A 24,007-nucleotide genomic window follows, 5' to 3' on the forward strand; every position below is an offset into this window, starting at 1 on the left:
TGAGTGGTGTCTGTCCCGGACCAGAACCTCTCCCACCCCTCCCCCTCTCCCACGCCCGCGCCGACCCACCCATCTCTCGCCCCAAACAAACCTCCCCCCCCCCCCCCCGCGACCGGCACCGCGCCCGGCCGGCACCGCGCCCGGCCGGCCCCGCGCACGTGCCGGTAGCGTGCCGGCGTGTCCCTGATACGGATCCTCGCCGACGCCGCCGGGGGCGTCTTCCCGCCCGCCGACGGCTCGGTGACGGTGGTGCCGCAGCCGTCGCCCCGCGACGCGGGCGTCATCGCCTTCACCGCCCACAGCGTGGTCTTCGCCGACGCCGATCCGGAGGTGGTCCGCGGACTGCTGCCGCCCGGCGACCTGTCGGCGCCGCTCAACCCGCCCTTCCTCACCGCGCTGTGCGGGCTGCTGGACCGCACGGTCGACAACATCGACCTGCTGACCGCCGCGCCGGCCCTGCCGGGACCGCCGCAGGCCGCCCTGGACCTGCCCCTGCGGGAGACAGCCGACCGGGACCGTCCACGGATCGCCCGGGCCCTGCGGCACCGTGACGGGGTACGGGCCTGGACGGTGCCCGGGGGCACGGTCCTTACGGGCCGCGGCGTCGCCGGCCGGTGGGAGGCGGCCGTGGAGGTCGACCCCGGGGCACGCGGTGCGGGCCTCGGCCGCCGGCTGGCACTGGCGGCCCGTCATCTCGTCCCCGCGGGCGCGACGGTGTGGGCGCAGATCGCCCCGGGCAACGCGGCGAGCGTGCGGGCGTTCACGGCGGCGGGCTTCGTACCGATGGGCGCCGAGGCGCTGCTGGTCACCCGGGAGGACTGACGGCCCCGCGGGGTCACTCGACGGCGGCGGTGGCCCAGGGCAGGCTGATCCACACCGTCTTGCCGCCCTCGGCGGTGGGGGTGACGAGGAGGGTGCCACCGGCCTCCGCCGTGAGGTGACGGATGATCACCATGCCGCGCCCGTTGTCCTGCTGCACGGCGGCGGGCAGCCGCTGGGGCCATCGGGGGTGACTGTCGGTGACCCCGATGCGCAGTTGCTCGTCCCGGTCCAGCTGGACGTCCAGAGTGAAGGTCGGCGACTGGCCGAGGGTGTGCAGCACCGCGTTGGTCGCGAGTTCGGACACGATGAGCCGGACGGAGTCGGCCGGGTCCGAGTCCTCGGGCATGCCCCACTCCACCAGCAGGTCGCTCACGTAGCGACGTACCGCGCGGACCGAGGCAGGGTCGCTCGGCAGGGTGACGGATGCTTCCTGGTGGTCTGCCATGGCGACGCTGTCCCTTTCCCGCCGTGACCAGGACGCCGGCGCCTGCCGCGCCCGTGGCCGCGCGCGCGACAGCCGAAGGCGCCGTGCCCCGCCTTCCGCGCGGCACGTCCCCGTACGGCACTCACGCGCCAGAGTGTCACTCATCGTCCCCTTAATCGGGTGTCACCACAGCTATATGCATATATCTGTCGCCCAAAGCGGTGAACTCTGCTACGAGAGAACGTATTTGCGCGGCAGACTTCGCTCGGGGACCGGCGAGGGTGCCGGGAACCGGGAGGTGCACACACCATGCAGCAGGTGCCGGCGGTACGCCGCCGAAAGATCGGCTCGGAATTGCGCCGTCTGCGCGACACGGCGGGGCTCACGAGCGGTGAGGCCGCCCAGCGCCTGGGATGGCACCAGTCCAAGGTGAGCCGGATCGAGACCGGCCGCAGCGGAGTGCGCCCCGAGGACGTCACGGCGCTGCTGGACGTGTACGGGGTGCGCGACCAGCGGCTGCGGGAGATGCTCGCCGCCCTGGCCGGCGAGGGCGACCGCCGCGGCTGGTGGCACGAGTTCCGCGAGGAACTCCCCTCCGCCTACCGGGACTTCATCTCGCTGGAGACCGACGCCTGCCGGGCGCGGACGCTGGAGACGACGGTGGTGCCGGGGCTGCTGCAGACCCCGGACTACGCCCGCGAACTGACCCGCTCCGTCCTCCCGCAGCTCGGAGCGCGGCAGATCGCGACCCTGGTGCAGGTGCGGATGGCGCGCCAGGCGGTGCTGCGCGCGGACCCTCCGCTGGAGCTGTGGGCGGTGCTGGACGAGGCGGTGCTGCGTCGCAGGGTCGGGGGTCCCGGAGTGATGGCGGCGCAATTGAGCCATCTTGTGGAGCTGGGTTCACTGCCTCATGTGCATCTGCAGGTGCTGCCTTTCTCCGCCGGTGGGCATATAGGCGTCACAGGGCCTTTCGTAATCTTCTCATTTCCGCGCATTGCTGATCTGGACGTGGTTGTTCTCGACCATTTGACGAGTAGTCTCTATCTGGATCAGCACGAGGACGTCAGGGCGTACGGTGCAGCCTTCAATCGGTTGCGCTCCCATGCCCTGTCGAGTGAGCAGTCGCTGTCCTTCATCTCCGGCATCGGCAAAGGCGCGTAAGGAGGCACACCCCCCATGTCCGACGCTCTGCCTCAGTACGTCACCTCAAGTGCGTCCCTCTTCGGCGTGAACTGGCGACGCAGCAGCTACAGCACGGCGGCGAACAACTGCGTCGAGACGGCCCTCATCGGGGACGGGCCGCTCTCGGGACAGCTCGCCGTACGCGACTCCAAGGATGTGCGCGGCCCCGCCCTGCTCTTCCCCCCGGCGACCTGGGCGGAGTTCCTCGCCGCCGTGGCGGCGGGGAACCTGACCGAAGGCCCCTGAACTCAGGGGCGCGGCGGCGCCGTACGGACGATCGTCCCCACGGCGTCGCCGATCTCCCGGTCCGTCAGGTCCGCCCGCGCGGTGAGCCGCAGCCGCGAGATCCCGTCGGGCACGGACGGTGGCCGGAAGCAGCCCACCGCGAGGCCCGCCCCGCGGCACGCCGCGGCCCACTCGACCGCCGCATCGGGCGACGGCGCCCGCACCGACACGACGCACGCGTCCGGCGCGGTGACGTCCAGTCCCGCCTCCACCAGCCGCTCGTACAGCTCGCGGGCGACCGCCCGGGCCCGTTCCGCACGCTCCGGCTCCCGCCTCAGCAGGCGCAGCGCGCCCAGCGCCGCGCCCGTGGCCGCCGGGGCGAGGCCGGTGTCGAAGATGAACGTCCGCGCGGCGTTGACCAGGTGCTCGATGACCCGGGCCGGGCCGAGCACCACGCCGCCCTGGCTGCCCAGGGACTTGGAGAGCGTGGCGGTGCAGACCAGTCCGGGCGCACCCGCCAGACCCGCCTCCGCGGCGGCCCCCCGGCCCCCGGGGCCGAGCACCCCGAGCCCGTGGGCGTCGTCGACCAGCAGCGCGGCCCCGTGCTCACGGCAGGCGGCGGCCAGCGCGCCGAGCGGGGCGGCGTCGCCGTCCACCGAGAAGACCGAGTCGGTGACGGCCACGGCGGGCCCCTCGTGGCCGACGAGCGCCTTGCGGAGGGCGTCGGGATCGGCGTGCGGCACGACCTCGGTGGTGGCCCGGGAGAGCCGGCAGCCGTCGATCAGCGAGGCGTGGTTGCCGCTGTCGGAGACGATCAGGGTGCCCGGCTCGGTGGTGAGCGCGGTGACGGCGGCGAGGTTGGCGGCGTAGCCGGAGGCGAGGACCAGCGCGGCCTCGAAACCGCAGAAGGCGGCGAGTTCGGCCTCCAGTTCGGCGTGCAGCTCGGTGCTGCCGGTGACCAGCCGCGAACCCGTCGAACCGGCGCCCCAGCGCAGGCAGGCGTCGGCGCCCGCCCGCGTCACCTCGGGGTGGTGGGCGAGCCCCAGGTAGTCGTTGGAGGCGAGGTCGAGCAGGGGCGAGCGCGCGGGGCGGGGCCGCAGGGTGCGCACCAGTCCGGCGGCGCGACGCCGTTCGGCGTGCGCGTCGATCCAGTCGAACGGGTCGCGGGTCATGGTCGTCCCCTGGGGTCGGCGGAGGGTTCGGCGCCACCGTAGTGTGCCGGACCGGCTCGCACGGTGTGGTGATGCACACACCCTGAGCGAGCTGTCTTGTGGGATGCCCCATTGGCCCGGGCCCGCGCGGTACGTCAGGATCGCGGCATGGATCTGCTGAATGCTTTGGTGGAGAAGGGCCTGCGCCGCGAGCTGCCCACCCGCGAGGAGGCGCTCGCCGTGCTGGCGACCTCCGACGACGAGCTCCTCGACGTGGTGGCCGCGGCAGGGAAGGTGCGCCGTGCGTGGTTCGGCCGCCGGGTCAAGCTGAACTACCTGGTCAACCTGAAGTCGGGGCTGTGCCCCGAGGACTGTTCGTACTGCTCGCAGCGGCTCGGCTCGGAGGCCGGGATCCTCAAGTACACCTGGCTGAAGCCCGACGAGGCGGCGGCCGCCGCGGCGGCGGGGGTCGCCGGCGGCGCCAAGCGGGTCTGCCTGGTGGCGAGCGGACGCGGCCCGACCGACCGCGACGTGGACCGGGTCTCCCGGACCATCGAGGCCATCAAGGAGCAGAACAAGGCCGTCGAGGTGTGCGCCTGCCTGGGCCTCCTCTCCGACGGGCAGGCCGAACGGCTGCGCGGCGCGGGCGCCGACGCGTACAACCACAACCTCAACACCTCCGAGGCCACGTACGGGGACATCACCACCACCCACACCTACGCGGACCGGGTCGAAACGGTGCAACAGGCCCAAGCGGCGGGTCTGTCGGCCTGCTCCGGGCTGATCGCGGGCATGGGCGAGAGCGACGGGGACCTGGTCGACGTGGTGTTCTCGCTCCGCGAGCTGGACCCCGACTCCGTCCCGGTGAACTTCCTCATCCCCTTCGAGGGCACCCCGCTGGCGAAGGAGTGGAACCTCACCCCGCAGCGTTGCCTGCGAATTCTTTCGATGGTGCGGTTCGTCTGTCCCGATGTGGAGGTGCGCATCGCGGGCGGCCGCGAGGTGCACCTGCGGACCATGCAGCCGCTCGCGCTGCACCTGGCGAACTCCATCTTCCTGGGCGACTACCTCACCAGTGAGGGACAGGCCGGCCAGGCCGACCTCGACATGATCGCGGACGCCGGCTTCGAGGTGGAGGGCGCCGGCGAGGTGACCCTGCCCGCGCACCGGGCGGACGTGGCGGCCACCGCGGCCGGGAGCTGCGGCGGACAGGCCTCCGCGGGCTGCGGCTCGCACGGCGAGGGCGGGGGAGGCTGCGGTCCCTGCGGCGGCCACGCCGAGGGCGATGTCCCCGGTGACGTCCCCGGTGACGTCCACCGCGACGCCGCGCAGCCGGCAGCCGCCGGTGCCGCCCGCACCGACCTGGTGGCCGTGCGCCGCCGCGGCACCGGGACGGACCTGCCCCCCAATGCCTGAGCCGCTCACCCCCGGCGAGCTGCTGGCACTGGACCGGGAGCACGTCTGGCATCCGTACGGGCCCATGCCGGGCCGTCAGGAACCGCTCGTCGTCGAGTCCGCGGCCGGGGTCCGGCTGCGGCTCGCCGAGCCCGTCGAGGGCGTGACCGACCTCGTGGACGGCATGTCGTCCTGGTGGTCGGCGATCCACGGCTACAACCACCCGGTGCTCAACGAGGCGGCCCGCGGCCAGCTCGACCGGATGAGCCACGTGATGTTCGGCGGCCTCACCCACGAACCGGCCGTGCGGCTCGCCGCCCGCCTGGTCGAGATCACCCCCGAGCCGCTGCGCCACGTCTTCCTCGCCGACTCCGGCTCGGTGTCGGTGGAGGTCGCGGTCAAGATGTGCCTGCAGTACTGGCGTTCGCTCGGACGGCCGGAGAAGCAGCGGCTGATGACCTGGCGCGGCGGCTACCACGGCGACACCTGGCAGCCGATGTCCGTCTGCGACCCCGAGGGGGGCATGCACGGCCTGTGGTCCGGCGTCCTGCCGCGGCAGGTCTTCGCGGACGCGCCGCCGGCCGCGTACGAGGAGGCGTACGCCGACCACCTGCGGGAGACGGTCGCCCGGCACGCGCACGAGCTCGCCGCCGTCGTCGTGGAGCCCGTCGTGCAGGGCGCGGGCGGCATGACCTTCCACTCCCCCGCCTACCTTCGGGTGCTGCGCGAGGCGTGCGACGAGCACGACGTGCTGCTGGTGTTCGACGAGATCGCCACCGGCTTCGGGCGCACGGGGACGCTGTTCGCCGCCGGACACGCCGGGGTCGCCCCGGACGTGATGTGCGTCGGCAAGGCCCTGACCGGCGGCTACCTCACGATGGCCGCCACCTTGTGCACCTCGCGGGTCGCCGACGGGATCTCCCGGGGCGAGGTGCCGGTGCTCGCCCACGGGCCGACCTTCATGGGCAACCCGCTGGCCGCCGCCGTCGCCTGCGCCTCCCTCGACCTGCTGCTCGGCCAGGACTGGGCGCAGGAGGTCAAGCGGATCGAGGCCGGGCTCCGCGAGGGCCTCGCGCCGGCCGCGGACCTCCCGGGGGTGCGCGACGTACGGGTGCTGGGGGCGATCGGCGTCGTCCAGCTCGACCACCAGGTCGACATCGCCGCCGCGACGCGGGCCGCCGTCCGCAGCGGGGTATGGTTGCGGCCGTTCCGGGACTTGATCTACACGATGCCCCCGTACGTCACGGGGGACGAGGACGTCGCGCGCATCTGCGCGGCGGTGCGCGCGGCGGCGGAGGCGGCATGACGGTGTTGTTCGTGACCGGTACGGGCACGGAGATCGGCAAGACGGTGACCACGGCGGCCCTCGCGGCGGCCACGCTCTCCGCCGGGTACAGCGTCGCCTACCTCAAGCCCGCGCAGACCGGGGTGGGCCCCGGCGAACCGGGCGACGCCGCCGAGGTCACCCGGCTCGCCGGTCCCGAGGTCACGAGCGTCGAACTGGCCCGCTACCCCGAGCCGCTGGCGCCCGCCACGGCCGCTCGGCGCTCCGGGATCGCCCCGGTGGGTCCGGCCGACGTCGCGGAGGCGGCGGCGAAGCTGGCGGCCGTGCACGACATCGTCCTCGTCGAGGGCGCGGGCGGACTGCTCGTCCGTCTCGACGACGCGGGGTCGACGCTCGCGGACGCGGCGCGGATGCTGGCGGCCCCGGTGCTCGTGGTCGCCCCGGCGGGACTCGGCACCCTCAACGGCGCCGCGCTGACGGCGGAGGCGCTGAAGGCGCGCGAACTGAAGTGCGTGGGCTTCGTCATCGGCAGCTGGCCGGAGGACGCCGACCTGGCCACCCGCTGCAACCTGGCCGACCTCCCCGAGGTGACCGGCGCCCCGCTGCTGGGGGCGCTGCCCGCGGGCGCGGCCGCCCTCGACCCCGCCACCTTCCGCCAGGCGGCGCCCGGCTGGCTCTCCCCCCGCATCGGCGGCATGTGGGACGCCACCGCCTTCACCACCCACTGGGCACCCCCGGTCCTGGCCTGACCCGCCGACCTCCCCCCGCCCCGGACCCCCTCACCGCAGCGGCGTCCGGGGCGGGGGCAGGCGCCCCCGCGGCGAAAGCCACACGGCACGGGCGCGCCAACGCCGCCCGGAAGGCGCCCACCCTCGGCCCCTGGCCTGACGTTCGCCTCCGGCCGCCCGCTGACTTCCCCGCTGCAACGGCGTCCGGGCGAGGGAGCGGGCGACCCCGCGGCGAAAGCCCCACGGCATCGGAGCGGGCGGCAGCGCCGGCCCTTCGCAACCTCGTAGCGGTCAACGGCGTCCCGCCCACCCGCACGCCCGCACGCCCGGGCCTGACGTTCGCCTCCGGTCGCCCCCTCGCTCCCCCGGTGCAGCGCTGTCCGGTGCCGACGGGCGGGCGGACCGCGCCGGGGGCGGCACGTCGCGGACTCACCGGCCTCCCCGAGGTGACCGGCGGCGGGGGCGCCCGCGCCCGGTCGTCCGCAGGGTCGGTCCACCCCGCACGGGACGCGCCGGAGGCGGACGGCGGGCGACACGTCCGAATTCACCCCGGTACGGGAAGGCTTGGGACGGGCTGCGGGGCGGCAGAATCGGAGGGAAGGGGACCCGAGGCGAAGGAGGTCCGGCGATGAGGAGCCATCCCGGCGTGCCGCGTGAATCCGTCCACCACCCACTGTTCGCCCGCTTCTACGCCCGCTGCGGCCCGGTCATGGACGCCCGCGCCGGCTTCGGCGCGTACCGGGAGACCGTCCTCGCGGGGCTCACCGGCCGGGTCGTCGAGATCGGCGCGGGCTCGGGACTGAACTTCCGTCACTATCCGCGCGGCGTCGCCGAGGTCGTGGCGATCGAGCCGGAACGGCATCTGCGCCGGCTGGCCGCCGACGTGGCGCGGCGCGCGGAGGTGCCGGTGGACGTCGTGCCGGGGGTCGCCGAGGCGCTGCCGGTCAAGAGCGACGCCTTCGACGCGGCGGTCGCCTCGCTGGTGCTGTGCTCCGTACGCGACCAGAAGCGCGCCCTCGCCGAGCTCCACCGGGTGCTGCGCCCGGGCGGAGAACTGCGGCTGCTGGAGCACTGCCGGGCCGAGGGCCGCGGGCACGCCGCGCTGCAGTGGGCCGCGGATCGCACGCTGTGGCCGCTGCTGTTCGGCGGCTGCCGGACCGGACGGGACACGCTCGCCGCAGTCGAGGCGGCCGGGTTCGAGGTGCTGGAGGTGCGCCGCTTCCGCGTCCCGGAGGGGGCCAAGGGCCTCACCCTGCCCCTGCCGAGCGCACCGCACGTCCTGGCCACCGCGCGCCGCCCCGGCTGAGCCGCCTGCGTCTCTGTACCTACTGGTATGTACACTGCTGCCATGGAGACGACGCCGGAGCGCCTGATCGAGAGCACCCGCGAACTGCTCTGGGAACGCGGCTACGTCGGCACCAGCCCGAAGGCCATCCAGCAGCGCTCGGGGGTCGGCCAGGGCAGCATGTACCACCACTTCTCCGGCAAGCCGGAGCTGGCGCTCGCCGCCGTGCGCCGGACCGCCGAGCAGATGCGGGAGACCGCCGAGCGCGAACTCGCCCACCCGGGCACGGCGGTCGAGCGGGTCTCGCGCTACCTGGGCCGCGAACGCGACGTGCTGCGGGGCTGCCCGATCGGCCGGCTCACCCAGGACCCGGAGGTCGTCGCGAGCCCGCAACTGCGGGCGCCGCTCGACGAGACCTTCGAGTGGCTGCGCGGGCGGCTGGCGGACGTGCTCGCCGAGGGCCAGGCGCGCGGCGAGATCGCCCCGGGCCTCGACACGGGCGACATCGCGGCGGCGCTCGTGGCCGTCCTCCAGGGCGGCTACGTCCTCGCCCGGGCGGCCGGCACGGCCGCCCCCTTCGACCAGGCCGTCAGCGGCGCGCTGAACCTGCTGGCGCACCACGCCTGAGCGCCGCGCCCACACCCGGCACCACACCCTGGGGGGACACATGTACGCGATGCAGTACGGGATCACGTTGCCGGCCGACTACGACATGAAGGTCATCCGCGACCGCGTCGCCGGCCGCGGCCGGCTCACCGACGCCTACGAGGGCCTGGGCTTCAAGGCGTACCTGATCCGTGAGCGCGGGGTGGAGGGCTCCCCCGTCAACGAGTACGCGCCCTTCTACCTCTGGGACGACACCGGCGGCATGAACCGCTTCCTGTGGGGCGGCGGCGGCTTCAGCGGGATCGTCGAGGACTTCGGGCGCCCGGACGTCAGTCATTGGACGGGGGTCGCCCACCGTCCGGGGTCCGCCTCCGGGGCCGCGCCCCGTGCCGCGAGCCGCCTCCGGCAGCGCATCCCCGCCGGTGCCGACCCGCGTGAGCCGGTCGCCCGGGCCCTGGAGACGTGGGAGGAACGCGCGGCCACGGCCGGAGTCCACACGACCGTGCTGGCCGTGGACCCGCGCCACTGGGAGACCGTCCTCTTCACGCTCTGGGAGCGGACGCCGCCCGCCTCCGTCACCGACCCGGACCGCTACGAGGTACTGCACCTGTCGGCACCGCACCTGGACGAGGTCCCGGTGGGACGCCAGTGGCCGTAGCCGCTCAGACGCACCAGGAGCGGAGTTCCCCGGCGATCTCCTGCAGCCCGGCGGTGCCACCCTTGACCAGCCGGGCCAGGTCGCGGACCCGCTCGGGCGTCGTGGCGACCTTCAGGCCGCCGGCGACGAGGTAGGCGTAGGCGACCGCGGAGGCGAAGAGCGCGTTGGAGCGCTCCAGGGCCGGCACGTGGACGAGCAGTTGCAGCAGGCAGGCGGCCCGCTCGTGGGGGTCGGTGTAGACGGGGACGCCGAATATCTCGGCCTCGTGGCGGCTGACGGCGGCCACCAGGGCGCCCCAGTCGGTCACCTGGGGGTCGCCGGGGGTGTTGTGCTCGGCGACCATGAGCAGCCAGGCGAGGTCGATCCGCAGGGTCAACGGCGACCTTCGCGCTCCGTGCCGAACTCCTCGGCGAAGACGGACTCGTAGCGCTCCATGAACTCGGCGGCGGCCTCGACGAAGCTGCGGCCCCGCTCCCCCGCGTCCTTGCGGACGAGTTCCTCGATGTACCGGTTGACGCTGACACCCCGCTGCGCGGCGCGCTCCCGGGCGGCCGCGGCGGTGGCCTCGTCCACCCGCACGTTCAACTGCGTCTTGGCCATACCGTCAAGCTAGCGCCGAGGCACTAGCAGTGACAAGCGGCCCCCGGGGGGCGCATCCGCCGTCGGGCCCGTGCGCCCCGGAGCCGGGCCGGGCTCCGGAGCGGACGGGGCGCGCCAGGCGCACGCGGGGCGCGCGCCGTGGCGGCAGCGTGCCCGGGGCGCGGGCTCAGAGGCGGCCGGCCACCGTGCGCGCCAGGTCCTCGAGCGGCTTGTCCAGCCGGGACGGGTCCTCGTTGCGGACCACCCGGATCGCGACCCACTGCCCGGACACCCGCAGGAAGACCGATCCGTCCTCCAGCCAGGCCTCGTCACCGATGCCGTCGAGCGGCCGCAGCTCGTGGCCGATCCCGCGCTCGGCGTCGTAGTAGTTCTTCCCCGCCTCCCCCGCGAAGACCTCGACCTGGCCCGTCGGGCCGGACGCCGGCGCGACGTAGGTGCAGGTCCCCTCCAGGTCCCGGCCGGGCTGGAGGGCGATGCCCGCGATCCCGTCGGCCTCGTCCTGCGTCACCAGGGCGCACGGGTCGCCGGCCGACGCGCCCGTCGGCGAGGCGGACGACTGCTGCGGGGAGGCCGCTGACGACCCCTCGGCGGCCGGGCCGCTCGGCGCGGTCGCGGACGGCTTGCCGCCGGCCCCGTCGGCGCCGCCGTCCGCCGCGTCCCCCTGGCACCCCTGGAGCGCCAGGACCAGCAGCGCCGCCACGGGCACCGCCGCCCAGGCCCGCGTGCGCCGGCGGTCGCCGGCCCCGGTCCGGCTGCGTGCGTACACCATCATTTCGGTCCCCCTCGAAACGTGTCCTCGCCCCCGTCCCGGTCAGCGTGCCCGGCGCGGGTGCACCTACAGACGTACGGGGACGGCCGGCCGGTTTCGGCGGGACGAACTCCGAGGTCGCGCGGATGCCGCCCGCGCGCCCCGGCGCTCACCCTCGGGGACGATGCGGCGCCGCATCCGACGACCTACGCTCGGGTCGCATACGGACAAGTGCGCACTTCCTCACGTTGGGGGGCAAGCGTGTCGACATGGACCGCAGCTGAATCAGAGGGCATCGAGGCGGGAGCCGGGGCCGCCGCACGGGCGACGGCACTGACGAAGTCGTACGGAACGGGCGAGACCCGGGTGGTCGCCCTGGACGCGGTGGACGTGGAGATCGCCCGCGGCCGCTTCACGGCCGTGATGGGCCCCTCCGGGTCGGGGAAGTCCACGCTCATGCACTGCCTGGCGGGGCTGGACACGGTCACCTCGGGGCGGGTCTGGATCGGCGGGACCGAGATCACCCGTCTGGCGGAACGCGAACTCACCCGGCTCCGCCGTGACCAGGTCGGCTTCGTCTTCCAGGCGTTCAACCTGCTGCCGACGCTCACGGCCGCCGAGAACATCACGCTGCCGATGGACATCGCCGGCCGCCGGCCCGACCGGGAGTGGGTGGACCGGGTGATCGACACCCTGGGCCTGCGCGACCGGCTGGGGCACCGTCCGGCACAGTTGTCCGGCGGGCAGCAGCAGCGCGTGGCGTGCGCCCGCGCCCTCGCCTCCCGGCCGCAGCTGATCTTCGCCGACGAGCCGACCGGCAACCTCGACTCGCAGGCGGGCGCCGAGGTACTGGGCTTCCTGCGGGAGGCCGTGGACGCGCTCGGCCAGACCGTGGTGATGGTCACCCACGACCCCACCGCCGCGGCCTGGTCGGACCTGGTGCTCTACCTGGCCGACGGACGGATCGTCGACGAGATGCACGAGCCGACCGCGGACGGCGTCCTGGAACGGCTCAAGCGGTTCGACGCGCTGCGGAAGCAGGGCTAGGCACCGGCGATGCTCCGGGCGACGCTGCGCAGCTTCCTGGCCCACCGCGGCCGGCTGCTGCTCAGCGCGCTCGCCGTCCTGCTGTCGGTGGCGTTCGTCACCGGCAGCATGATCTTCTCCGACACCGTCAACCGCACCTTCGACCGGCTGTTCGCGTCGACGTCCGCCGACGTGACGGTCGGTCCCCCCGAGGCCTTCAGCGAGGACCGGCGGTTCGCCTCCGGTGAGGTGCGCACCCTCCCGGCGTCGCTGCTGGAGAGGGTGAGGGCGGTCCCCGGTGTCGCCGACGCCCGCATCGACGTCACCGTGCACAACACCACCGTCGTCGACGCGCGGGACCAGCCGGTGGAGCCCACCACCGGAGCCCTCACGGTGGCCACCGACTGGTCGGGCAGTCCGCGCAGCTCCGTCCGGCTGACCAGCGGTCACGCGCCGCACGGCGCCGGAGAGGCACTGATCGACGCCGACACCGCCGCCAAGCGCGACCTGAGGATCGGCGACCGGCTGCGGGTGCTGGCGCAGCCGGGCGCCTTCTGGGTCCGGCTCTCCGGGATCGCCACCTTCACCACGACCAATCCGGGCGCCGCCCTGCTGTTCGTCGACACCCCCACCGCGCAGTCCCGGCTGCTGGGCAGGACCGGTGTCGCGACGTCGGTGCAGGCCGACGCCGCTCCCGGGGTCTCCGACGACGCCCTGAAGCGGCGGATCGCCGCCGCGCTCGGTCCCGGCTACACGTACACGACCCAGGCAGAGCAGGCGAAGTCGGCGGTGGAGAGTCTGGCGGGCTTCCTGGACGTGATCAAGTACGTGATGCTGGGCTTCGCCGGTGTCGCGGTCCTGGTCGGGGTCTTCCTCATCGTCAACACCTACTCGATGCTGATCGCCCAGCGCACCCGTGAGCTCGGTCTGCTGCGCGCGCTCGGCGCGGACCGCGGGCAGGTGCGGCGGTCGGTGCTCGTCGAGGCCGTGCTGCTGGGGGTGGTGGGCTCCGCCCTGGGCCTGGTGTGCGGGATCGGCACGGCCGCGGGGCTGATCGGGCTGCTCGGACTGTTCGGGATGAACATCGACGCCGCCGAGATGGTCGTCCGCTGGCGCGTTCCGGTGGCGGCGTTCACCGTGGGCCTGCTGGTGACGCTGGTCGCGGCCTACCTCCCGGCGCGGCGGGCGTCGCGGGTCTCCCCCATGGCCGCGCTGTCCGACGCCGAGGCCGGCGGGACCGAACGCGGCCTGCGGTGGCGGGCGGTGGGCGGCGCCGTCGCGACGCTGGTCGCGGCGGGGGCGCTGAGCGGGGCCGCGGCGGCCGGGAGCACCGGGGACGCCGCGACGTTCCTGGGGGTCGGCATCGGGCTGTCGCTGGTCGCGGCGGTGGTCGTGGGCCCGTTGCTGGTGCGTCCGGTGATCCGGGTGCTGGGCGGGGCGTTCCCCCGGGTGTTCGGGCCGGTGGGGCGGATGAGCCAGCGCAACGCCCTGCGCAACCCGCGCCGTACGGGGGCCACGGCCGGCGCGCTGATGATCGGGCTGGCCCTGGTCACCGGCCTGTCCGTCGCGGGCACGTCGATGGCGGGCTCCTTCGACCAGGAGATCGACCGGGCCCTGGGCGCGGACTACGTCGTGCAGGGCACCCACTTCGCGCCGTTCGCCCCGGAGATCACCGACCGGGTGCGCGCGGTGCGCGGCGCCGGGGAGGTGGTGCCGGTGCGGTACGTCTCCGTCCTGATGACGCTGCCCGACCGGCGCGCGGTGGAGCTGACGGGGACGGCCATCGGCCCGGGGGCGGACCGGGCCCTCAACCTCGACTACGCCGCCGGCGACACGGCGGGCGCCCTGGCCCGCGACAGCCTGTCGCTGTCCGCGACCTACGCCGCCCACCACGGTCTGCGGGTGGGCAGCCGGGTTCCCTTGCGCTTCGTCGACGGCAGCTCGGCGACGTTCACGCTGCGCGCGCTGACCACCAGCCAGAGCACCCTGCTGGGCGACGACGCGACCCTCACCATGGGCCTGGCCACCGCCGAGCGGTTCCTGCCCCGCGGCCAGGACGCCGCGCTGTACGTGAACGCCGCACCCGGCACGGACAAGCCCACGCTACGGGCGAACCTGGAGCGGGCCCTCGACCGCTATCCGCAGGTGGAGGTCCGCGACCAGGCCGACTACAAGGAACTGGTGCGCACCCAGATCTCCGTGCTGCTGAACCTGGTGTACGCCCTGCTCGGGCTGGCGATCATCATCGCCGTGCTGGGTGTCGTCAACACCCTCGCCCTGTCGGTGATCGAGCGCACCCGCGAGATCGGGCTGCTGCGGGCGATCGGTCTGTCGCGGCGGCAACTGCGCCGGATGATCCGGCTGGAGTCCGTGGTGATCGCGGTCTTCGGCGCCGTGCTGGGGCTCGCCCTGGGGATGGTCTGGGGCGTGGTGACGCACGAGGTGCTGGCGCTGGAGGGCATGCGGGCGTTCGCCGTCCCGTGGACGACGGTGGGCGCGGTCATGGCCGGTTCCGTGGTGGTGGGCCTGGTCGCGGCGCTGCTGCCGGCCCTGCGCGCCTCGCGGATGAACGTCCTGGCCGCGATCGCCCACGAGTGAGCCGCCCGCGGACGGGGAAGGCCGGTGACCGGCGGACGGGTCGCGACGAGGGAGCGGTCATGGCACGACGGTTCCGGTTCGGTGTGAATCTGCTCGAGCCCGCGCTGGGCGACGCGTGGGCGCGCAAGTGCCGCCGGGTGGAGGCACTCGGCTACGACGTGCTCAAGGTGCCGGACCACCTGGGATGGCCCGCGCCCTTTCCGTCACTGGTCGCCGCGGCGCACGCCACGCGGCGCCCGCGGCTGGGGACCTTCGTGCTCAACGCGGCGTTCTGGAACCCGGTGCTACTGGCCCGCGAGGTCGCCACCACCGTCCGGCTCACCGGCGGCCGCCTGGAACTGGGGCTCGGCGCGGGCTACGTCCGCGAGGAGTTCGAACGGGCGGGCCTGCCCTACGGCACCGCCCGCGACCGGGTCGACCACCTGGAACGCACCCTCGTGACGCTGGCCGGGCTGCTCCCGGGACCGGACGGGGCCGGCTCCGCCGGCGCGGGCAGCGGGACCGGCGTGCCGCTGCCGCCGCTGCTCCTGGGCGGCAACGGCCCGCGCATGCTGCGACTGGCGGCGCGGCACGCCGCCGTCGTCGCCTTCACCGGCGCGGAGGCCGACCCGGGCGCGGACGACGGGTCGATGCGGCTGCTGTCCGCCGCGACCGTGGAGGAGCGGGTCGCGGCCGCGCGCGGGTACGCCGCGGCGTACGGCACCGACCCGGAGTTCAACGTCCTCGTCCAGCGGGTCGTCGTCACCGGGGACCGCCGGGCGGCGACCCGGGAGCTCGCCCCGCACGCGCCGCACCTGGACGAGGAGGAACTGCTCGACCTGCCCACGCTCCTGGTCGGCACGGTCGCGGAGATCGCGGAGCAGCTGCGGCGGGGCCGGGAGCGCTTCGGCTTCGGCTACGTCACCGTGCTGGAAGGCGCCATGGAGGCCTTCGCCCCGGTGATCGCGGAGCTGCGCCGCGGGGAACCGCCGGAAGGACCCGGAGGGCACTGATCCGCTGGCCCCGCGGCCCGCCGGGCTGGTTGGCTGACCCGCATGGACGATCTGGGGATACGCAGCGCGGTACCGGCCGACGCCGAACGGGTGCTGGACTTCTGGGGCACGGCCGCCGAGGGCACCAGCATCAGTGACGACCCGGAGGGCGTGGCGCGGCTGATCGCACGCGACCCCGGGGCCCTGCTGCTGGCCGAGGCCGGCGGCGTGCTGGTCGGCACGGTCATCGCGGGCTTCGACGGCTGGCGCTGCCATCTGTACCGGCTGGCGGTCCACCCCGGACGGCGGCGGCAGGGCATCGCGCGGGCCCTTCTGGCGGCGGCAGAGGAGCGCTTCACCGCGCTGGGCGGGCGCCGCGGCGACGCCATGGTGCTGGAGCGCAACGAGCGCGCCCACCACGCGTGGCGCGCGGCGGGCTATGCGCCCCAGCACGACTGGCGCCGCTGGACCAAACCGTTCCGGAGCACCCGGTAGCCCACGCCCCGGGAGGGCGCCTCGCGGGGCGCCCCGCCTCCCGGCCGGGACCGGCGGCGCTCCCGGCTGTCCGTTGTGCGCGGGCTTCCTACGATGGGCTTATGGACGACCCTGCGAGTCCGTCACGCCTCCGGTCCCGTCGCCCACGGCCACGCTCGCACGCGCGCCCGCGCCCGCGCCCGGGTCCGCGACGACGGCGCGCGGTCCACCGGCGCCTGACCGATCATGGGACCGAGGTGTCCCGATGACCGAAGTGCTGCTCCTGGCCGTCGCCCTGCTGCTCACCCTGGCCTGCGCCGTCTTCGTCGCCGCCGAGTTCTCGCTGACCACGGTCGAGCGGGCCGACCTGGAACGGGCAGAGAAGGCGGGCGAGCGCGGTGCCTCCGCGGCGCTGCGGGCGGTGCGCGGCCTGACGGTCCAGCTGTCCGGCGCGCAGCTCGGCATCACCCTCACCGGACTGGTCATCGGCATGCTGGCGCAGGCATCGATCGCCGAGCTGCTGGCGGGGCCGCTGCGCGCGCTGGGGATGTCGGCCGGCGGGGCGGCGTCGCTGGGCCTGGTGCTGGGCACCGGCATCTCGACGGTGGTGCTGATGGTGGTGGGGGAACTCGTCCCCAAGAACTGGGCGATCTCGCGTCCGCTGCCGGTCGCCAAGGCCGTCGCCCCGCCGCAGACCGTCTTCACCAGCGCCTTCGGGCCGTTGATCCGTCATCTGAACAACACCGCCAACCGGGTGCTGCACCGGCTGGGCATGGAACCCACCGAGGAGCTCGCCTCGGCGCGCAGCCCCGAGGAGCTGGTGGCCCTGGCCCGGCACTCCGCCCGGGCGGGCGCGCTGGAGGCCGACACCGCCGAGCTGTTCGTGCGGACGCTGAGCCTGCCCCGGCTGACCGCCGAGAACGTGATGACCCCCCGCGTCCAGGTCGTCGCCCTGGAGGAGGGCGCCACCTGCCGGGACGTCGCCGACATCACCCGCGCCACGGGGCTTTCCCGCTTCCCCGTCCACCGGGGCGGCCTGGACAACGTCATCGGCATCGTCCACATCAAGGACGTCCTGGCCGTGCCGTACGAACGCCGGGAGGGCCACCCGATCACGCCGTTGCTGCGGGAGCCGGTGCCGGTCCCGGAGTCGCTCACCGTGGACCGGCTGCTGGACCGGCTGTCCGGCTCGATGAGCATGGCCGTGGTCATCGACGAGTACGGCGGCACCGCGGGCGTCGTCACGCTGGAGGACATCGTGGAGGAGGTCGTCGGCGAGGTGCGTGACGAGCACGACCCGCTGGAGACCCCCGACCTGGCCTTCAGCCACCAGGACCGCACCGGCCGCCGCGTCTACGACGCCGACGGGGCGGTGCGGACCGACCAGCTCGCGCCCATCGGCCTGCGGGTCGCGGACGGCCCCTACGAGACGCTGGCCGGCCTGGTCGCCGAACGGCTCGGGCGGATCCCGGCCACCGGCGACACCGTCGAGGTCAACGGCTGGATGGTCGAGGTCACCGACGACTCCCACCACCGCGCGGCACACGTACGGCTGATCTCCCCGGCCCCCCGCACGCAGAACGGGCTCGCGCCGGCGCACGGCGCGGACGACGGGACGGCGGACCCGCGATGATCTTCCTGCAGTTGTTCGTCGGCTTCCTGACCCTGGTCGTGAACGCCTTCTTCGTCGGCGCCGAGTTCGCGATGATCTCCGTCCGGCGCAGCCAGATCGAGCCCCGCGCGGAGGCCGGGGAGCGCGGCGCGCGCCACGTCCTGTGGGGGCTCCAGCACCTGTCGCCCCTGATGGCCGCCGCCCAGCTGGGCATCACGCTGTGCACCCTGGTGCTGGGCATCGTGGCGGAACCGGCCATCGAGCACCTGCTCGCGCCGCTCTTCCACCTGCTGCACGTACCGCAGGGCGCGATCCACGCCCTGTCGTTCGCGATCGCGCTGACCCTGGCGACGTACGCGCACATGCTGTTCGGCGAGATGGTCCCGAAGAACATCGCGCTCGCCGCGCCGGAGCGGACGGCGCTGGTCCTCGGTCCCCCGCTGGTGACCCTGGCGCGTGCGCTGCGCCCGGTGATCTTCACGGTGAACGCCTTCGCGAACGGTCTGCTGAAGCTGCTGCGGGTCGAACCGAAGGACGAGGTCGCGGCGGTCTTCTCGGACGACGAGCTGGCCCGGATGGTCACCGACGCGGGCCAGGCCGGGCTGCTCGACGAGCGTGCCGCCATCCGCCTGCAGGACGCGCTGGAGCTGGGCCGGCGCCCGGTCCGCGCGGTCGTCGTCCCGTGGGAGCACGTGGTGTCGGCGCGCTTCGGCACGACCCCGGCGGGCCTGGAGCGCCTGGCCGCCCGGTCCGGCTTCTCGCGCTTCCCCGTCACCGACGACGCCTGCCGCATCCTCGGCTACCTCCATGTGAAGGACGCCCTCGCGCTCGGACCCAGCCGCCACGACCAGCCCTTCCCGCGCGGCGCGCTGCGCCGGATCACCCGGGTCGGCGCGGCCACCCCGCTGGACGACGTCCTGGCGGCGATGCGGGCCAGCGGCGCGCACCTTGCGGCGGTCGTCGACGACCAGGGCCGCGGCCTCGGTCTGGTCACCATGGAGGACGTGCTGAAGGAGCTCGTGGGCCGCGCACCGGCCGCCTGAAACGGCGCTCCGACGGGCCGGTAGGATCTCGCCCGCCATGCAGATGAACGCCACCCACACCAGCTTCGTCGCGCTCGGCGACTCCTTCACCGAAGGCATGTCCGACGCGCTCCCCGACGGCTCCTACCGGGGCTGGGCCGACCTCCTCGCCGGGCGGCTCGCCACCCACGCGCCGGGCTTCCGGTACGCCAACCTGGCGGTGCGCGGGAAGCTCATCCAGCAGATCGTGGACGAGCAGGTGGAGACCGCGGCCTCCATGGAGGCCGACCTGGTCACCCTGGTGGGCGGCCTCAACGACGTACTGCGGCCCAAGTGCGACGTGGCGAGGGTGTGCGCGCTGCTGGAGGAGGCCGTGGAACGGCTGGCGCCGACCTGCCGGCAGCTGGTGCTGATGCGCAGCCCGGCCCGCCGGGGCCCCGTGGCGGTGCGGTTCCTGCCGCGTATGGAGCAGCTGTTCGGCTTCGTCGACGACCTGGCCGCCCGGCACGGCGCGCTCGTGGTGGACCTCTACGGCGCCGATGTGCTGGGCGACCCGCGCCTGTGGGCGGAGGACCGGCTGCACCTGGACGGCGAGGGGCACCGCCGGGTCACCGAGGCAATCTGGCAGACCCTCGGGCACACCCCGCAGTTCGACTGGACCGCGGCCCTGCCCGACTCCGTCCCGCTGTCCTGGCCCGCCCGCCGCGCCGCCGACCTGCGCTTCACCCGCCAGCACCTCGTCCCGTGGATCGGCCGCCGCCTCTCCGGGCGCTCCTCCGGCGACGGCCTGCCGCCCAAGCGCGCGGAACTCGTGCCGTACGAGCTCTGAGCGCACGTCCCGGTGCCCCCGCCCACCTGACGTGGGGACGGGGGCACTCCGGTCCTGCTCGCGGGCAGGTCAGCCCCATCCGCCGAACAGGCCGCGGTTGGCCTGCGCGTGGCAGATGTTGTAGCCGCCGGCCGCGTGGGCCTTCTCGGTGTGGCCGTCGATGGTGACGGAGCAGTTGATGTCTCCGGAGCCCTGCAGTTGGGCGGTCACCGTGTAGTACAGGGCGTCGCCGTCGAGGGGGAGGCTCGTGGTGAACCGGCCGTTCTTCCAGTGCCCTTCACGGCTGTCGCTGTCGGAGCCGTAGGTGATGTCGAGCGGGCCGAGGGCCCCGGACGGCGCGGTGCCCCACACCGTGAACACGACCTCCGGCTTCGCGGCCTTCTTGGACGGCTGGTCCGCGTCGGTCTTCGTGGTGCCCTTGGCGTCGTCCTTCGTGCCGCCCTTCCCGTCGTCCTTCGCGGCCGGACTGCTCCCGGTGACCTTGCCCGTGGTGTCGTCGCCGCCCCCGGCGAGGGCGCCGAACGCGCCGACGACGACGATGAGGCCGACTGCGCCGAGGCATCCGAAGCCTGCGATCTTCCCCGCGTTGGACTTCTTCGGCGGCTGCGGTGGCCCGGCCCATCCCGGGCCCTGCCATCCGGCGGGCGGCTGCGGCGGTCCGGCTGGCGGTCCGGGTGGCGGCGGGTACTGAGGCGTCGACATGGCGTCCCCCTGACTGGTGTTGGTGTTGGGGACACCGTGGCAGGGACATCACTGTGCGCATCGCGTTACGCACCTGCTGTGACATCGCCGTGACCAATCAGGGACGGATCGTGACTCTTCGGGATGGGTCGCGTTCTGCTCTCGCGGCAGCGCCACTGTCCCGCCGTCTCGCGCCCTTCGGGCGCAAAGCAGCGGGCTGCGGAGGGGAGGGTGGCGGTCCGGGGCTTGTCGGCAGTGTGCGGCCCGGTGGTCGGCTGGGGTTCGGGCGCCGGAGCGGGTTGCCTGTCCGCTGGCATCGGGTCTCGTTGCCGTCAGCGGGTACGGATGGCCGGTTGCCACGCCTACTGCCGGTGGTGGGCGCGCCCGCCGTAACCCGCGACTGCGGGTATTTCGGGGTGCTGCCCGGGCGGTCGGCGGGAGATCGGGCTCTGTTTCGACGGTATGGACGTCGAAAGCGAGCCCGATCTTTGAGCCACGCTTTCAGCGGTCTAGCCGTCGGAACAAAGCCCGATGTCCGATCGGGGAATCACCCGCAGACGCCGGTTACGGCGGGCGCGCTCTCTACGGACAGGTGGCGTGGTCACCGGCCATCTGCACCCGCGGACGGCAACGAGACCCGAGCCAGACGAACAACCGGCCCCGCTCCGGCGCCGGAACGCCCGCCGCCCACCCACCCGCACACTGCGAACAAGGCAGGCCCCCCGCCCTCCCCGTCCGCAGCCGGCGCCGTGCGCCCGCAGGGCGCGAGACGGCGGGACAGCCGAGGAACCGGCGCACCACCCGCCGGCAGCACCTCACGCCCCTCCCAGAGCCCTTTGACCTGGGCATTCTCGGGCGTAGTGGACGGCGGCGACCACCATGGGCGGCGGGTAAACTATCGCTACGTGACTTCCAAGCCCCGCATCCCCAACGTCCTGGCCGGCCGCTACGCCTCCGCGGAGCTCGCCACGCTGTGGTCCCCCGAGCAGAAGGTGGTGCTGGAGCGCCGCCTGTGGCTGGCCGTGCTGCGGGCCCAGAAGGACCTCGGGATCGAGGTGCCGGAGCAGGCCCTCGCGGACTACGAGCGGGTGCTCGAGCAGGTCGACCTGGCCTCCATCGCCGAGCGGGAGAAGGTCACCCGGCACGACGTCAAGGCGCGCATCGAGGAGTTCAACGCCCTCGCGGGGCACGAGCACGTGCACAAGGGCATGACCTCGCGCGACCTCACCGAGAACGTCGAGCAGCTGCAGATCCGGCTCTCCCTGGAGCACGTGCGCGACCGTACCGTCGCCGTCCTGTCCCGGCTCGGCCGGCTCGCCGCCGAGTACGCGGAGCTGGTCATGGCCGGGCGTTCGCACAACGTGGCCGCCCAGACCACCACCCTCGGCAAGCGCTTCGCGACCACGGCCGACGAGCTGCTGGTCGCCTTCGCCCGGGTCGAGGACCTGCTCGGCCGCTACCCGCTGCGCGGCATCAAGGGCCCGGTGGGCACCGCGCAGGACATGCTCGACCTGCTCGGCGGTGACGCCGGCAAGCTGGCGGAGCTGGAGCGCCGGATCGCGGGGCACCTCGGCTTCTCGGAGGTCTTCACCTCCGTCGGCCAGGTCTACCCGCGCTCGCTGGACTACGACGCCGTCACCGCGCTGGTACAGCTGGCCGCCGCGCCGTCGTCGCTGGCCAAGACGATCCGCCTGATGGCCGGGCACGAGCTGGTCACCGAGGGCTTCAAGCCCGGCCAGGTCGGTTCCTCGGCCATGCCGCACAAGATGAACACCCGCTCGTGCGAGCGCGTCAACGGCCTGGCGGTCATCCTGCGCGGCTACGCGTCGATGGTCGGCGAGCTGGCCGGCGACCAGTGGAACGAGGGGGACGTCTCCTGCTCCGTGGTGCGCCGGGTGGCGCTGCCGGACGCGTTCTTCGCCTTCGACGGCCTGCTGGAGACCTTCCTGACGGTGCTCGACGAGTTCGGCGCCTTCCCGGCCGTCATCGCCCGCGAGCTCGACCGCTACCTGCCGTTCCTCGCCACGACGAAGGTGCTCATGGGCGCGGTGCGGGCCGGCGTCGGCCGCGAGCTGGCGCACGAGGTCATCAAGGAGCACGCGGTCGCCTCGGCGCTCGCGATGCGCGAGAAGGGCGCCGAGCGCAACGAGCTGCTGGACCGGCTCGCGGAGGACGAGCGCATCCCGCTCGACCGCGCCGGGCTGGACGCCCTCATGGCCGACCGGCTCTCCTTCACCGGCGCGGCCGCGGACCAGGTCGCCGAGGTCGTGCGCCGGGTCGGTGAGGTCGCCGACCGCTACCCGCAGGCGGCCGCGTACACCCCCGGGGCCATCCTCTGACCACGGTCCGGCGGACCCGCCCCTCCCAGGACGAGCTGGAGGCCGCCCGCGACCGCGTCATCCCCGACGTGATCGCGGACGGCCTGCGGGTGCTCTTCTGCGGCATCAACCCGGGGCTGATGTCGGCGGCGACCGGTCACCACTTCGCCCGCCCCGGCAACCGCTTCTGGCCGGTGCTGCACGCCTCCGGCTTCACCCCGCGCCGACTCGACCCCTCGGAGCAAAACGAACTCCTCGCGTCCGGGCTGGGGATCACCAACGTCGTCGCGCGCGCCTCGGCCCGTGCCGACGAACTCACCCGCGACGAACTGCTGGCGGGCGGGCGGCTGCTGTCGGAGCGGGTGCTGCGGTACGAGCCGCGCTGGCTCGCCGTGGTCGGCGTCACCGCCTACCGCGTGGCCTTCGCCGAACCCCGCGCCCGGATCGGCCCCCAGGAACGCACGATCGGCGGCACCCGGATCTGGGTCCTGCCCAACCCCAGCGGCCTGAACGCGGGCTGGTCGACCCAGGCCATGACGGAGGAATTCGGCCGCCTCCGCGACGCGTCGTCAGAATGACACGCCCATGGACCCGGGAAGCGAGGAGCACGCCCGCCACTGGCTCGCCACGCTCGGCGTCCGGCAGGTCGGCGACGACGCCTGGACCGACGGCGAGCACCCGGGACGCCGCTTCACCACCAACGAGATCGCGCACTCCAGGGTCTACGAGGTCTTCGTCGACGATCATCTGGACGTCGAGGGCCAGGTACGACTGGCGTTCGGGCTGCTGGACCTCCTCGACGACTACTGGGTGACCTGCGAGATCCGCATGGCCGACCGGGGACCGGACGGTCCGCTGCCGTCGGCCGCGCTCTGGGAGGGCTATCGACGCCGCTTGGAGGCGGAACGGGACCCCGAGTCCGTGACGTACTCGCTGTGGGTCGACTGGTTCGAGGACCGGACCACGGCCGCGACGGCCTTCGCCGAGGTCCTCGGAAATGACCTGGACCGGCTGCGGGACGGCGCCTCCCCCGCCCTGCTGCGGCGTGCCCGACGCGTACTGGAGAGCTCCGGCCCGGTGCCGTGGCCGGTGAAGGAGGCGGCGTACGGTGCGGCCGCACGCCTGCCCGAGCTGCACGCCGCCCTCTTCAAGGCCCTCTTGGCCTCGTACCACGACGTCCACGGCGACCTGCACACCGACGCCGCACTGACCCTCCTGTCCCGGCTCGGACTCCCCTCGGAAACCCGGCACTTGGCCGAGCTGTGCCACGTCCTGACCGCCGGGCACGAGAACCACCACCGCAGCCCCGGCGCGTGGGACGTCGCCGTGCGGGCTGCCGCTTCCTGAGGCGGGGGGGTCCGGGCGGG

Annotated in this window: 25 protein-coding genes; 19 read left to right on the forward strand and 6 right to left on the reverse strand. The window is 74.1% G+C overall.

Annotated features, from left to right (window positions below; translation table 11 throughout):
* Positions 1–177 precede the first annotated feature (177 nt).
* The gene (locus tag ACZ7MY_RS09440; protein WP_499600700.1) at positions 178–822 is read left to right on the forward strand and encodes a GNAT family N-acetyltransferase; all 645 of its coding nucleotides are present in this window, start codon (positions 178–180) and stop codon (positions 820–822) included.
* A 13-nt stretch (positions 823–835) separates the two neighbouring features.
* Here ACZ7MY_RS09440 and ACZ7MY_RS09445 read toward each other — a convergent pair whose 3' ends face one another.
* Positions 836–1,267 carry an ATP-binding protein gene (locus ACZ7MY_RS09445; RefSeq protein ID WP_499600701.1) on the reverse strand — a complete coding sequence of 144 codons (432 nt, stop codon included), beginning with the start codon at positions 1,265–1,267 and terminating at the stop codon, positions 836–838.
* 288 nt (positions 1,268–1,555) lie between these two features.
* Between ACZ7MY_RS09445 and ACZ7MY_RS09450 the strand changes: the two genes are divergently transcribed.
* Together ACZ7MY_RS09450 and ACZ7MY_RS09455 are read left to right on the forward strand one after the other, a co-directional pair.
* Positions 1,556–2,407, forward strand: a complete 852-nt coding sequence (locus tag ACZ7MY_RS09450; protein WP_499600702.1) for a helix-turn-helix domain-containing protein — start codon at positions 1,556–1,558, stop codon at positions 2,405–2,407.
* A gap of 15 nt (positions 2,408–2,422) precedes the next feature.
* The gene (locus ACZ7MY_RS09455; protein WP_499600703.1) at positions 2,423–2,674 is read left to right on the forward strand and encodes a DUF397 domain-containing protein; all 252 of its coding nucleotides are present in this window, start codon (positions 2,423–2,425) and stop codon (positions 2,672–2,674) included.
* A 2-nt stretch (positions 2,675–2,676) separates the two neighbouring features.
* Here ACZ7MY_RS09455 and ACZ7MY_RS09460 read toward each other — a convergent pair whose 3' ends face one another.
* The gene (locus ACZ7MY_RS09460) at positions 2,677–3,825 is read right to left on the reverse strand and encodes an 8-amino-7-oxononanoate synthase (RefSeq protein WP_499600704.1); all 1,149 of its coding nucleotides are present in this window, start codon (positions 3,823–3,825) and stop codon (positions 2,677–2,679) included.
* Between the two features lie 147 nt (positions 3,826–3,972).
* Here ACZ7MY_RS09460 and bioB point away from each other — a divergent pair, with 147 nt between their 5' ends.
* The 6 genes from bioB (at position 3,973) to ACZ7MY_RS09490 (ending at position 9,761) form a co-directional block, all read left to right on the forward strand.
* Complete coding sequence (bioB, locus tag ACZ7MY_RS09465) at positions 3,973–5,220, forward strand: biotin synthase BioB (protein ID WP_499600705.1); 1,248 nt, start codon at positions 3,973–3,975, stop codon at positions 5,218–5,220.
* Positions 5,213–6,505 (forward strand): adenosylmethionine--8-amino-7-oxononanoate transaminase, encoded by a 1,293-nt coding sequence (locus ACZ7MY_RS09470; RefSeq protein WP_499600707.1) that lies wholly within the window; start codon positions 5,213–5,215, stop codon positions 6,503–6,505. Before bioB ends, ACZ7MY_RS09470 begins: the two co-directional genes overlap by 8 nt.
* Positions 6,502–7,233, forward strand: coding sequence for a dethiobiotin synthase (gene bioD, locus ACZ7MY_RS09475; RefSeq protein WP_499600708.1), 732 nt, complete (start codon positions 6,502–6,504; stop codon positions 7,231–7,233). The genes ACZ7MY_RS09470 and bioD overlap by 4 nt, the downstream gene beginning before the upstream one ends.
* A gap of 607 nt (positions 7,234–7,840) precedes the next feature.
* A complete protein-coding gene (locus ACZ7MY_RS09480; protein ID WP_499600709.1) occupies positions 7,841–8,518 on the forward strand; it encodes a class I SAM-dependent methyltransferase in 678 nt (225 codons plus the stop codon).
* 42 nt (positions 8,519–8,560) lie between these two features.
* Complete coding sequence (locus ACZ7MY_RS09485; RefSeq protein WP_499600710.1) at positions 8,561–9,124, forward strand: TetR/AcrR family transcriptional regulator; 564 nt, start codon at positions 8,561–8,563, stop codon at positions 9,122–9,124.
* A gap of 40 nt (positions 9,125–9,164) precedes the next feature.
* On the forward strand, positions 9,165–9,761 hold the full coding sequence (locus ACZ7MY_RS09490; RefSeq protein WP_499600711.1) for a DUF4865 family protein: 597 nt from the start codon (positions 9,165–9,167) through the stop codon (positions 9,759–9,761).
* Positions 9,762–9,765: 4 nt separating this feature from the next.
* Here the strand turns inward: ACZ7MY_RS09490 and ACZ7MY_RS09495 are convergent, their stop codons facing one another.
* The 3 genes from ACZ7MY_RS09495 to ACZ7MY_RS09505 all read right to left on the reverse strand — a co-directional run bounded on the left by ACZ7MY_RS09495 (position 9,766) and on the right by ACZ7MY_RS09505 (position 11,133).
* Entirely contained in the window at positions 9,766–10,137 is a 372-nt protein-coding gene (locus ACZ7MY_RS09495) for a fic family toxin-antitoxin system, toxin component (protein ID WP_499600712.1), read from the reverse strand.
* On the reverse strand, positions 10,134–10,361 hold the full coding sequence (locus ACZ7MY_RS09500) for a toxin-antitoxin system HicB family antitoxin (protein ID WP_499600713.1): 228 nt from the start codon (positions 10,359–10,361) through the stop codon (positions 10,134–10,136). The genes ACZ7MY_RS09495 and ACZ7MY_RS09500 overlap by 4 nt, the downstream gene beginning before the upstream one ends.
* A gap of 166 nt (positions 10,362–10,527) precedes the next feature.
* Positions 10,528–11,133 (reverse strand): hypothetical protein, encoded by a 606-nt coding sequence (locus ACZ7MY_RS09505; protein WP_499600714.1) that lies wholly within the window; start codon positions 11,131–11,133, stop codon positions 10,528–10,530.
* A gap of 237 nt (positions 11,134–11,370) precedes the next feature.
* Between ACZ7MY_RS09505 and ACZ7MY_RS09510 the strand changes: the two genes are divergently transcribed.
* The 7 genes from ACZ7MY_RS09510 to ACZ7MY_RS09540 all read left to right on the forward strand — a co-directional run bounded on the left by ACZ7MY_RS09510 (position 11,371) and on the right by ACZ7MY_RS09540 (position 19,641).
* Entirely contained in the window at positions 11,371–12,156 is a 786-nt protein-coding gene (locus tag ACZ7MY_RS09510) for an ABC transporter ATP-binding protein (protein ID WP_499600715.1), read from the forward strand.
* Between the two features lie 9 nt (positions 12,157–12,165).
* Positions 12,166–14,733, forward strand: a complete 2,568-nt coding sequence (locus ACZ7MY_RS09515; RefSeq protein WP_499600716.1) for an ABC transporter permease — start codon at positions 12,166–12,168, stop codon at positions 14,731–14,733.
* A gap of 59 nt (positions 14,734–14,792) precedes the next feature.
* The gene (locus ACZ7MY_RS09520; protein ID WP_499600717.1) at positions 14,793–15,725 is read left to right on the forward strand and encodes a TIGR03621 family F420-dependent LLM class oxidoreductase; all 933 of its coding nucleotides are present in this window, start codon (positions 14,793–14,795) and stop codon (positions 15,723–15,725) included.
* 42 nt (positions 15,726–15,767) lie between these two features.
* The gene (locus tag ACZ7MY_RS09525) at positions 15,768–16,199 is read left to right on the forward strand and encodes a GNAT family N-acetyltransferase (RefSeq protein ID WP_499600718.1); all 432 of its coding nucleotides are present in this window, start codon (positions 15,768–15,770) and stop codon (positions 16,197–16,199) included.
* A 244-nt stretch (positions 16,200–16,443) separates the two neighbouring features.
* Positions 16,444–17,811, forward strand: a complete 1,368-nt coding sequence (locus ACZ7MY_RS09530; RefSeq protein ID WP_499600720.1) for a hemolysin family protein — start codon at positions 16,444–16,446, stop codon at positions 17,809–17,811.
* Positions 17,808–18,833, forward strand: coding sequence for a hemolysin family protein (locus ACZ7MY_RS09535; RefSeq protein ID WP_499600721.1), 1,026 nt, complete (start codon positions 17,808–17,810; stop codon positions 18,831–18,833). Before ACZ7MY_RS09530 ends, ACZ7MY_RS09535 begins: the two co-directional genes overlap by 4 nt.
* Before the next feature lie 37 nt (positions 18,834–18,870).
* Positions 18,871–19,641, forward strand: coding sequence for an SGNH/GDSL hydrolase family protein (locus tag ACZ7MY_RS09540; RefSeq protein WP_499600722.1), 771 nt, complete (start codon positions 18,871–18,873; stop codon positions 19,639–19,641).
* Positions 19,642–19,710: 69 nt separating this feature from the next.
* Here the strand turns inward: ACZ7MY_RS09540 and ACZ7MY_RS09545 are convergent, their stop codons facing one another.
* Positions 19,711–20,343 carry a hypothetical protein gene (locus tag ACZ7MY_RS09545; RefSeq protein ID WP_499600723.1) on the reverse strand — a complete coding sequence of 211 codons (633 nt, stop codon included), beginning with the start codon at positions 20,341–20,343 and terminating at the stop codon, positions 19,711–19,713.
* Between the two features lie 884 nt (positions 20,344–21,227).
* Between ACZ7MY_RS09545 and purB the strand changes: the two genes are divergently transcribed.
* The 3 genes from purB to ACZ7MY_RS09560 all read left to right on the forward strand — a co-directional run bounded on the left by purB (position 21,228) and on the right by ACZ7MY_RS09560 (position 23,987).
* Positions 21,228–22,661 (forward strand): adenylosuccinate lyase, encoded by a 1,434-nt coding sequence (purB, locus tag ACZ7MY_RS09550; RefSeq protein ID WP_499600724.1) that lies wholly within the window; start codon positions 21,228–21,230, stop codon positions 22,659–22,661.
* A gap of 68 nt (positions 22,662–22,729) precedes the next feature.
* The gene (gene mug, locus ACZ7MY_RS09555) at positions 22,730–23,218 is read left to right on the forward strand and encodes a G/U mismatch-specific DNA glycosylase (protein ID WP_499600725.1); all 489 of its coding nucleotides are present in this window, start codon (positions 22,730–22,732) and stop codon (positions 23,216–23,218) included.
* 7 nt (positions 23,219–23,225) lie between these two features.
* Positions 23,226–23,987, forward strand: coding sequence for a hypothetical protein (locus tag ACZ7MY_RS09560; RefSeq protein ID WP_499600726.1), 762 nt, complete (start codon positions 23,226–23,228; stop codon positions 23,985–23,987).
* Positions 23,988–24,007: the final 20 nt, after the last annotated feature.

Source organism: Streptomyces sp. NPDC111520 (genome assembly GCF_055635295.1).

Bases quoted from the DNA above. Each gene is read 5' to 3' on its own strand.
- ACZ7MY_RS09545 (WP_499600723.1), bottom strand. From the start codon at position 20,343: ATGTCGACGCCTCAGTACCCGCCGCCACCCGGACCGCCAGCCGGACCG.
- ACZ7MY_RS09460 (WP_499600704.1), bottom strand. From the start codon at position 3,825: ATGACCCGCGACCCGTTCGACTGGATCGACGCGCACGCCGAACGGCGT.
- bioD (WP_499600708.1), top strand. From the start codon at position 6,502: ATGACGGTGTTGTTCGTGACCGGTACGGGCACGGAGATCGGCAAGACG.
- ACZ7MY_RS09485 (WP_499600710.1), top strand. From the start codon at position 8,561: ATGGAGACGACGCCGGAGCGCCTGATCGAGAGCACCCGCGAACTGCTC.
- ACZ7MY_RS09540 (WP_499600722.1), top strand. From the start codon at position 18,871: ATGCAGATGAACGCCACCCACACCAGCTTCGTCGCGCTCGGCGACTCC.
- ACZ7MY_RS09525 (WP_499600718.1), top strand. From the start codon at position 15,768: ATGGACGATCTGGGGATACGCAGCGCGGTACCGGCCGACGCCGAACGG.
- ACZ7MY_RS09535 (WP_499600721.1), top strand. From the start codon at position 17,808: ATGATCTTCCTGCAGTTGTTCGTCGGCTTCCTGACCCTGGTCGTGAAC.
- ACZ7MY_RS09560 (WP_499600726.1), top strand. From the start codon at position 23,226: ATGGACCCGGGAAGCGAGGAGCACGCCCGCCACTGGCTCGCCACGCTC.
- ACZ7MY_RS09470 (WP_499600707.1), top strand. From the start codon at position 5,213: ATGCCTGAGCCGCTCACCCCCGGCGAGCTGCTGGCACTGGACCGGGAG.
- ACZ7MY_RS09515 (WP_499600716.1), top strand. From the start codon at position 12,166: ATGCTCCGGGCGACGCTGCGCAGCTTCCTGGCCCACCGCGGCCGGCTG.
- ACZ7MY_RS09520 (WP_499600717.1), top strand. From the start codon at position 14,793: ATGGCACGACGGTTCCGGTTCGGTGTGAATCTGCTCGAGCCCGCGCTG.
- bioB (WP_499600705.1), top strand. From the start codon at position 3,973: ATGGATCTGCTGAATGCTTTGGTGGAGAAGGGCCTGCGCCGCGAGCTG.
- ACZ7MY_RS09505 (WP_499600714.1), bottom strand. From the start codon at position 11,133: ATGATGGTGTACGCACGCAGCCGGACCGGGGCCGGCGACCGCCGGCGC.
- ACZ7MY_RS09450 (WP_499600702.1), top strand. From the start codon at position 1,556: ATGCAGCAGGTGCCGGCGGTACGCCGCCGAAAGATCGGCTCGGAATTG.
- ACZ7MY_RS09445 (WP_499600701.1), bottom strand. From the start codon at position 1,267: ATGGCAGACCACCAGGAAGCATCCGTCACCCTGCCGAGCGACCCTGCC.
- ACZ7MY_RS09480 (WP_499600709.1), top strand. From the start codon at position 7,841: ATGAGGAGCCATCCCGGCGTGCCGCGTGAATCCGTCCACCACCCACTG.
- ACZ7MY_RS09455 (WP_499600703.1), top strand. From the start codon at position 2,423: ATGTCCGACGCTCTGCCTCAGTACGTCACCTCAAGTGCGTCCCTCTTC.
- ACZ7MY_RS09500 (WP_499600713.1), bottom strand. From the start codon at position 10,361: ATGGCCAAGACGCAGTTGAACGTGCGGGTGGACGAGGCCACCGCCGCG.
- ACZ7MY_RS09490 (WP_499600711.1), top strand. From the start codon at position 9,165: ATGTACGCGATGCAGTACGGGATCACGTTGCCGGCCGACTACGACATG.
- ACZ7MY_RS09530 (WP_499600720.1), top strand. From the start codon at position 16,444: ATGACCGAAGTGCTGCTCCTGGCCGTCGCCCTGCTGCTCACCCTGGCC.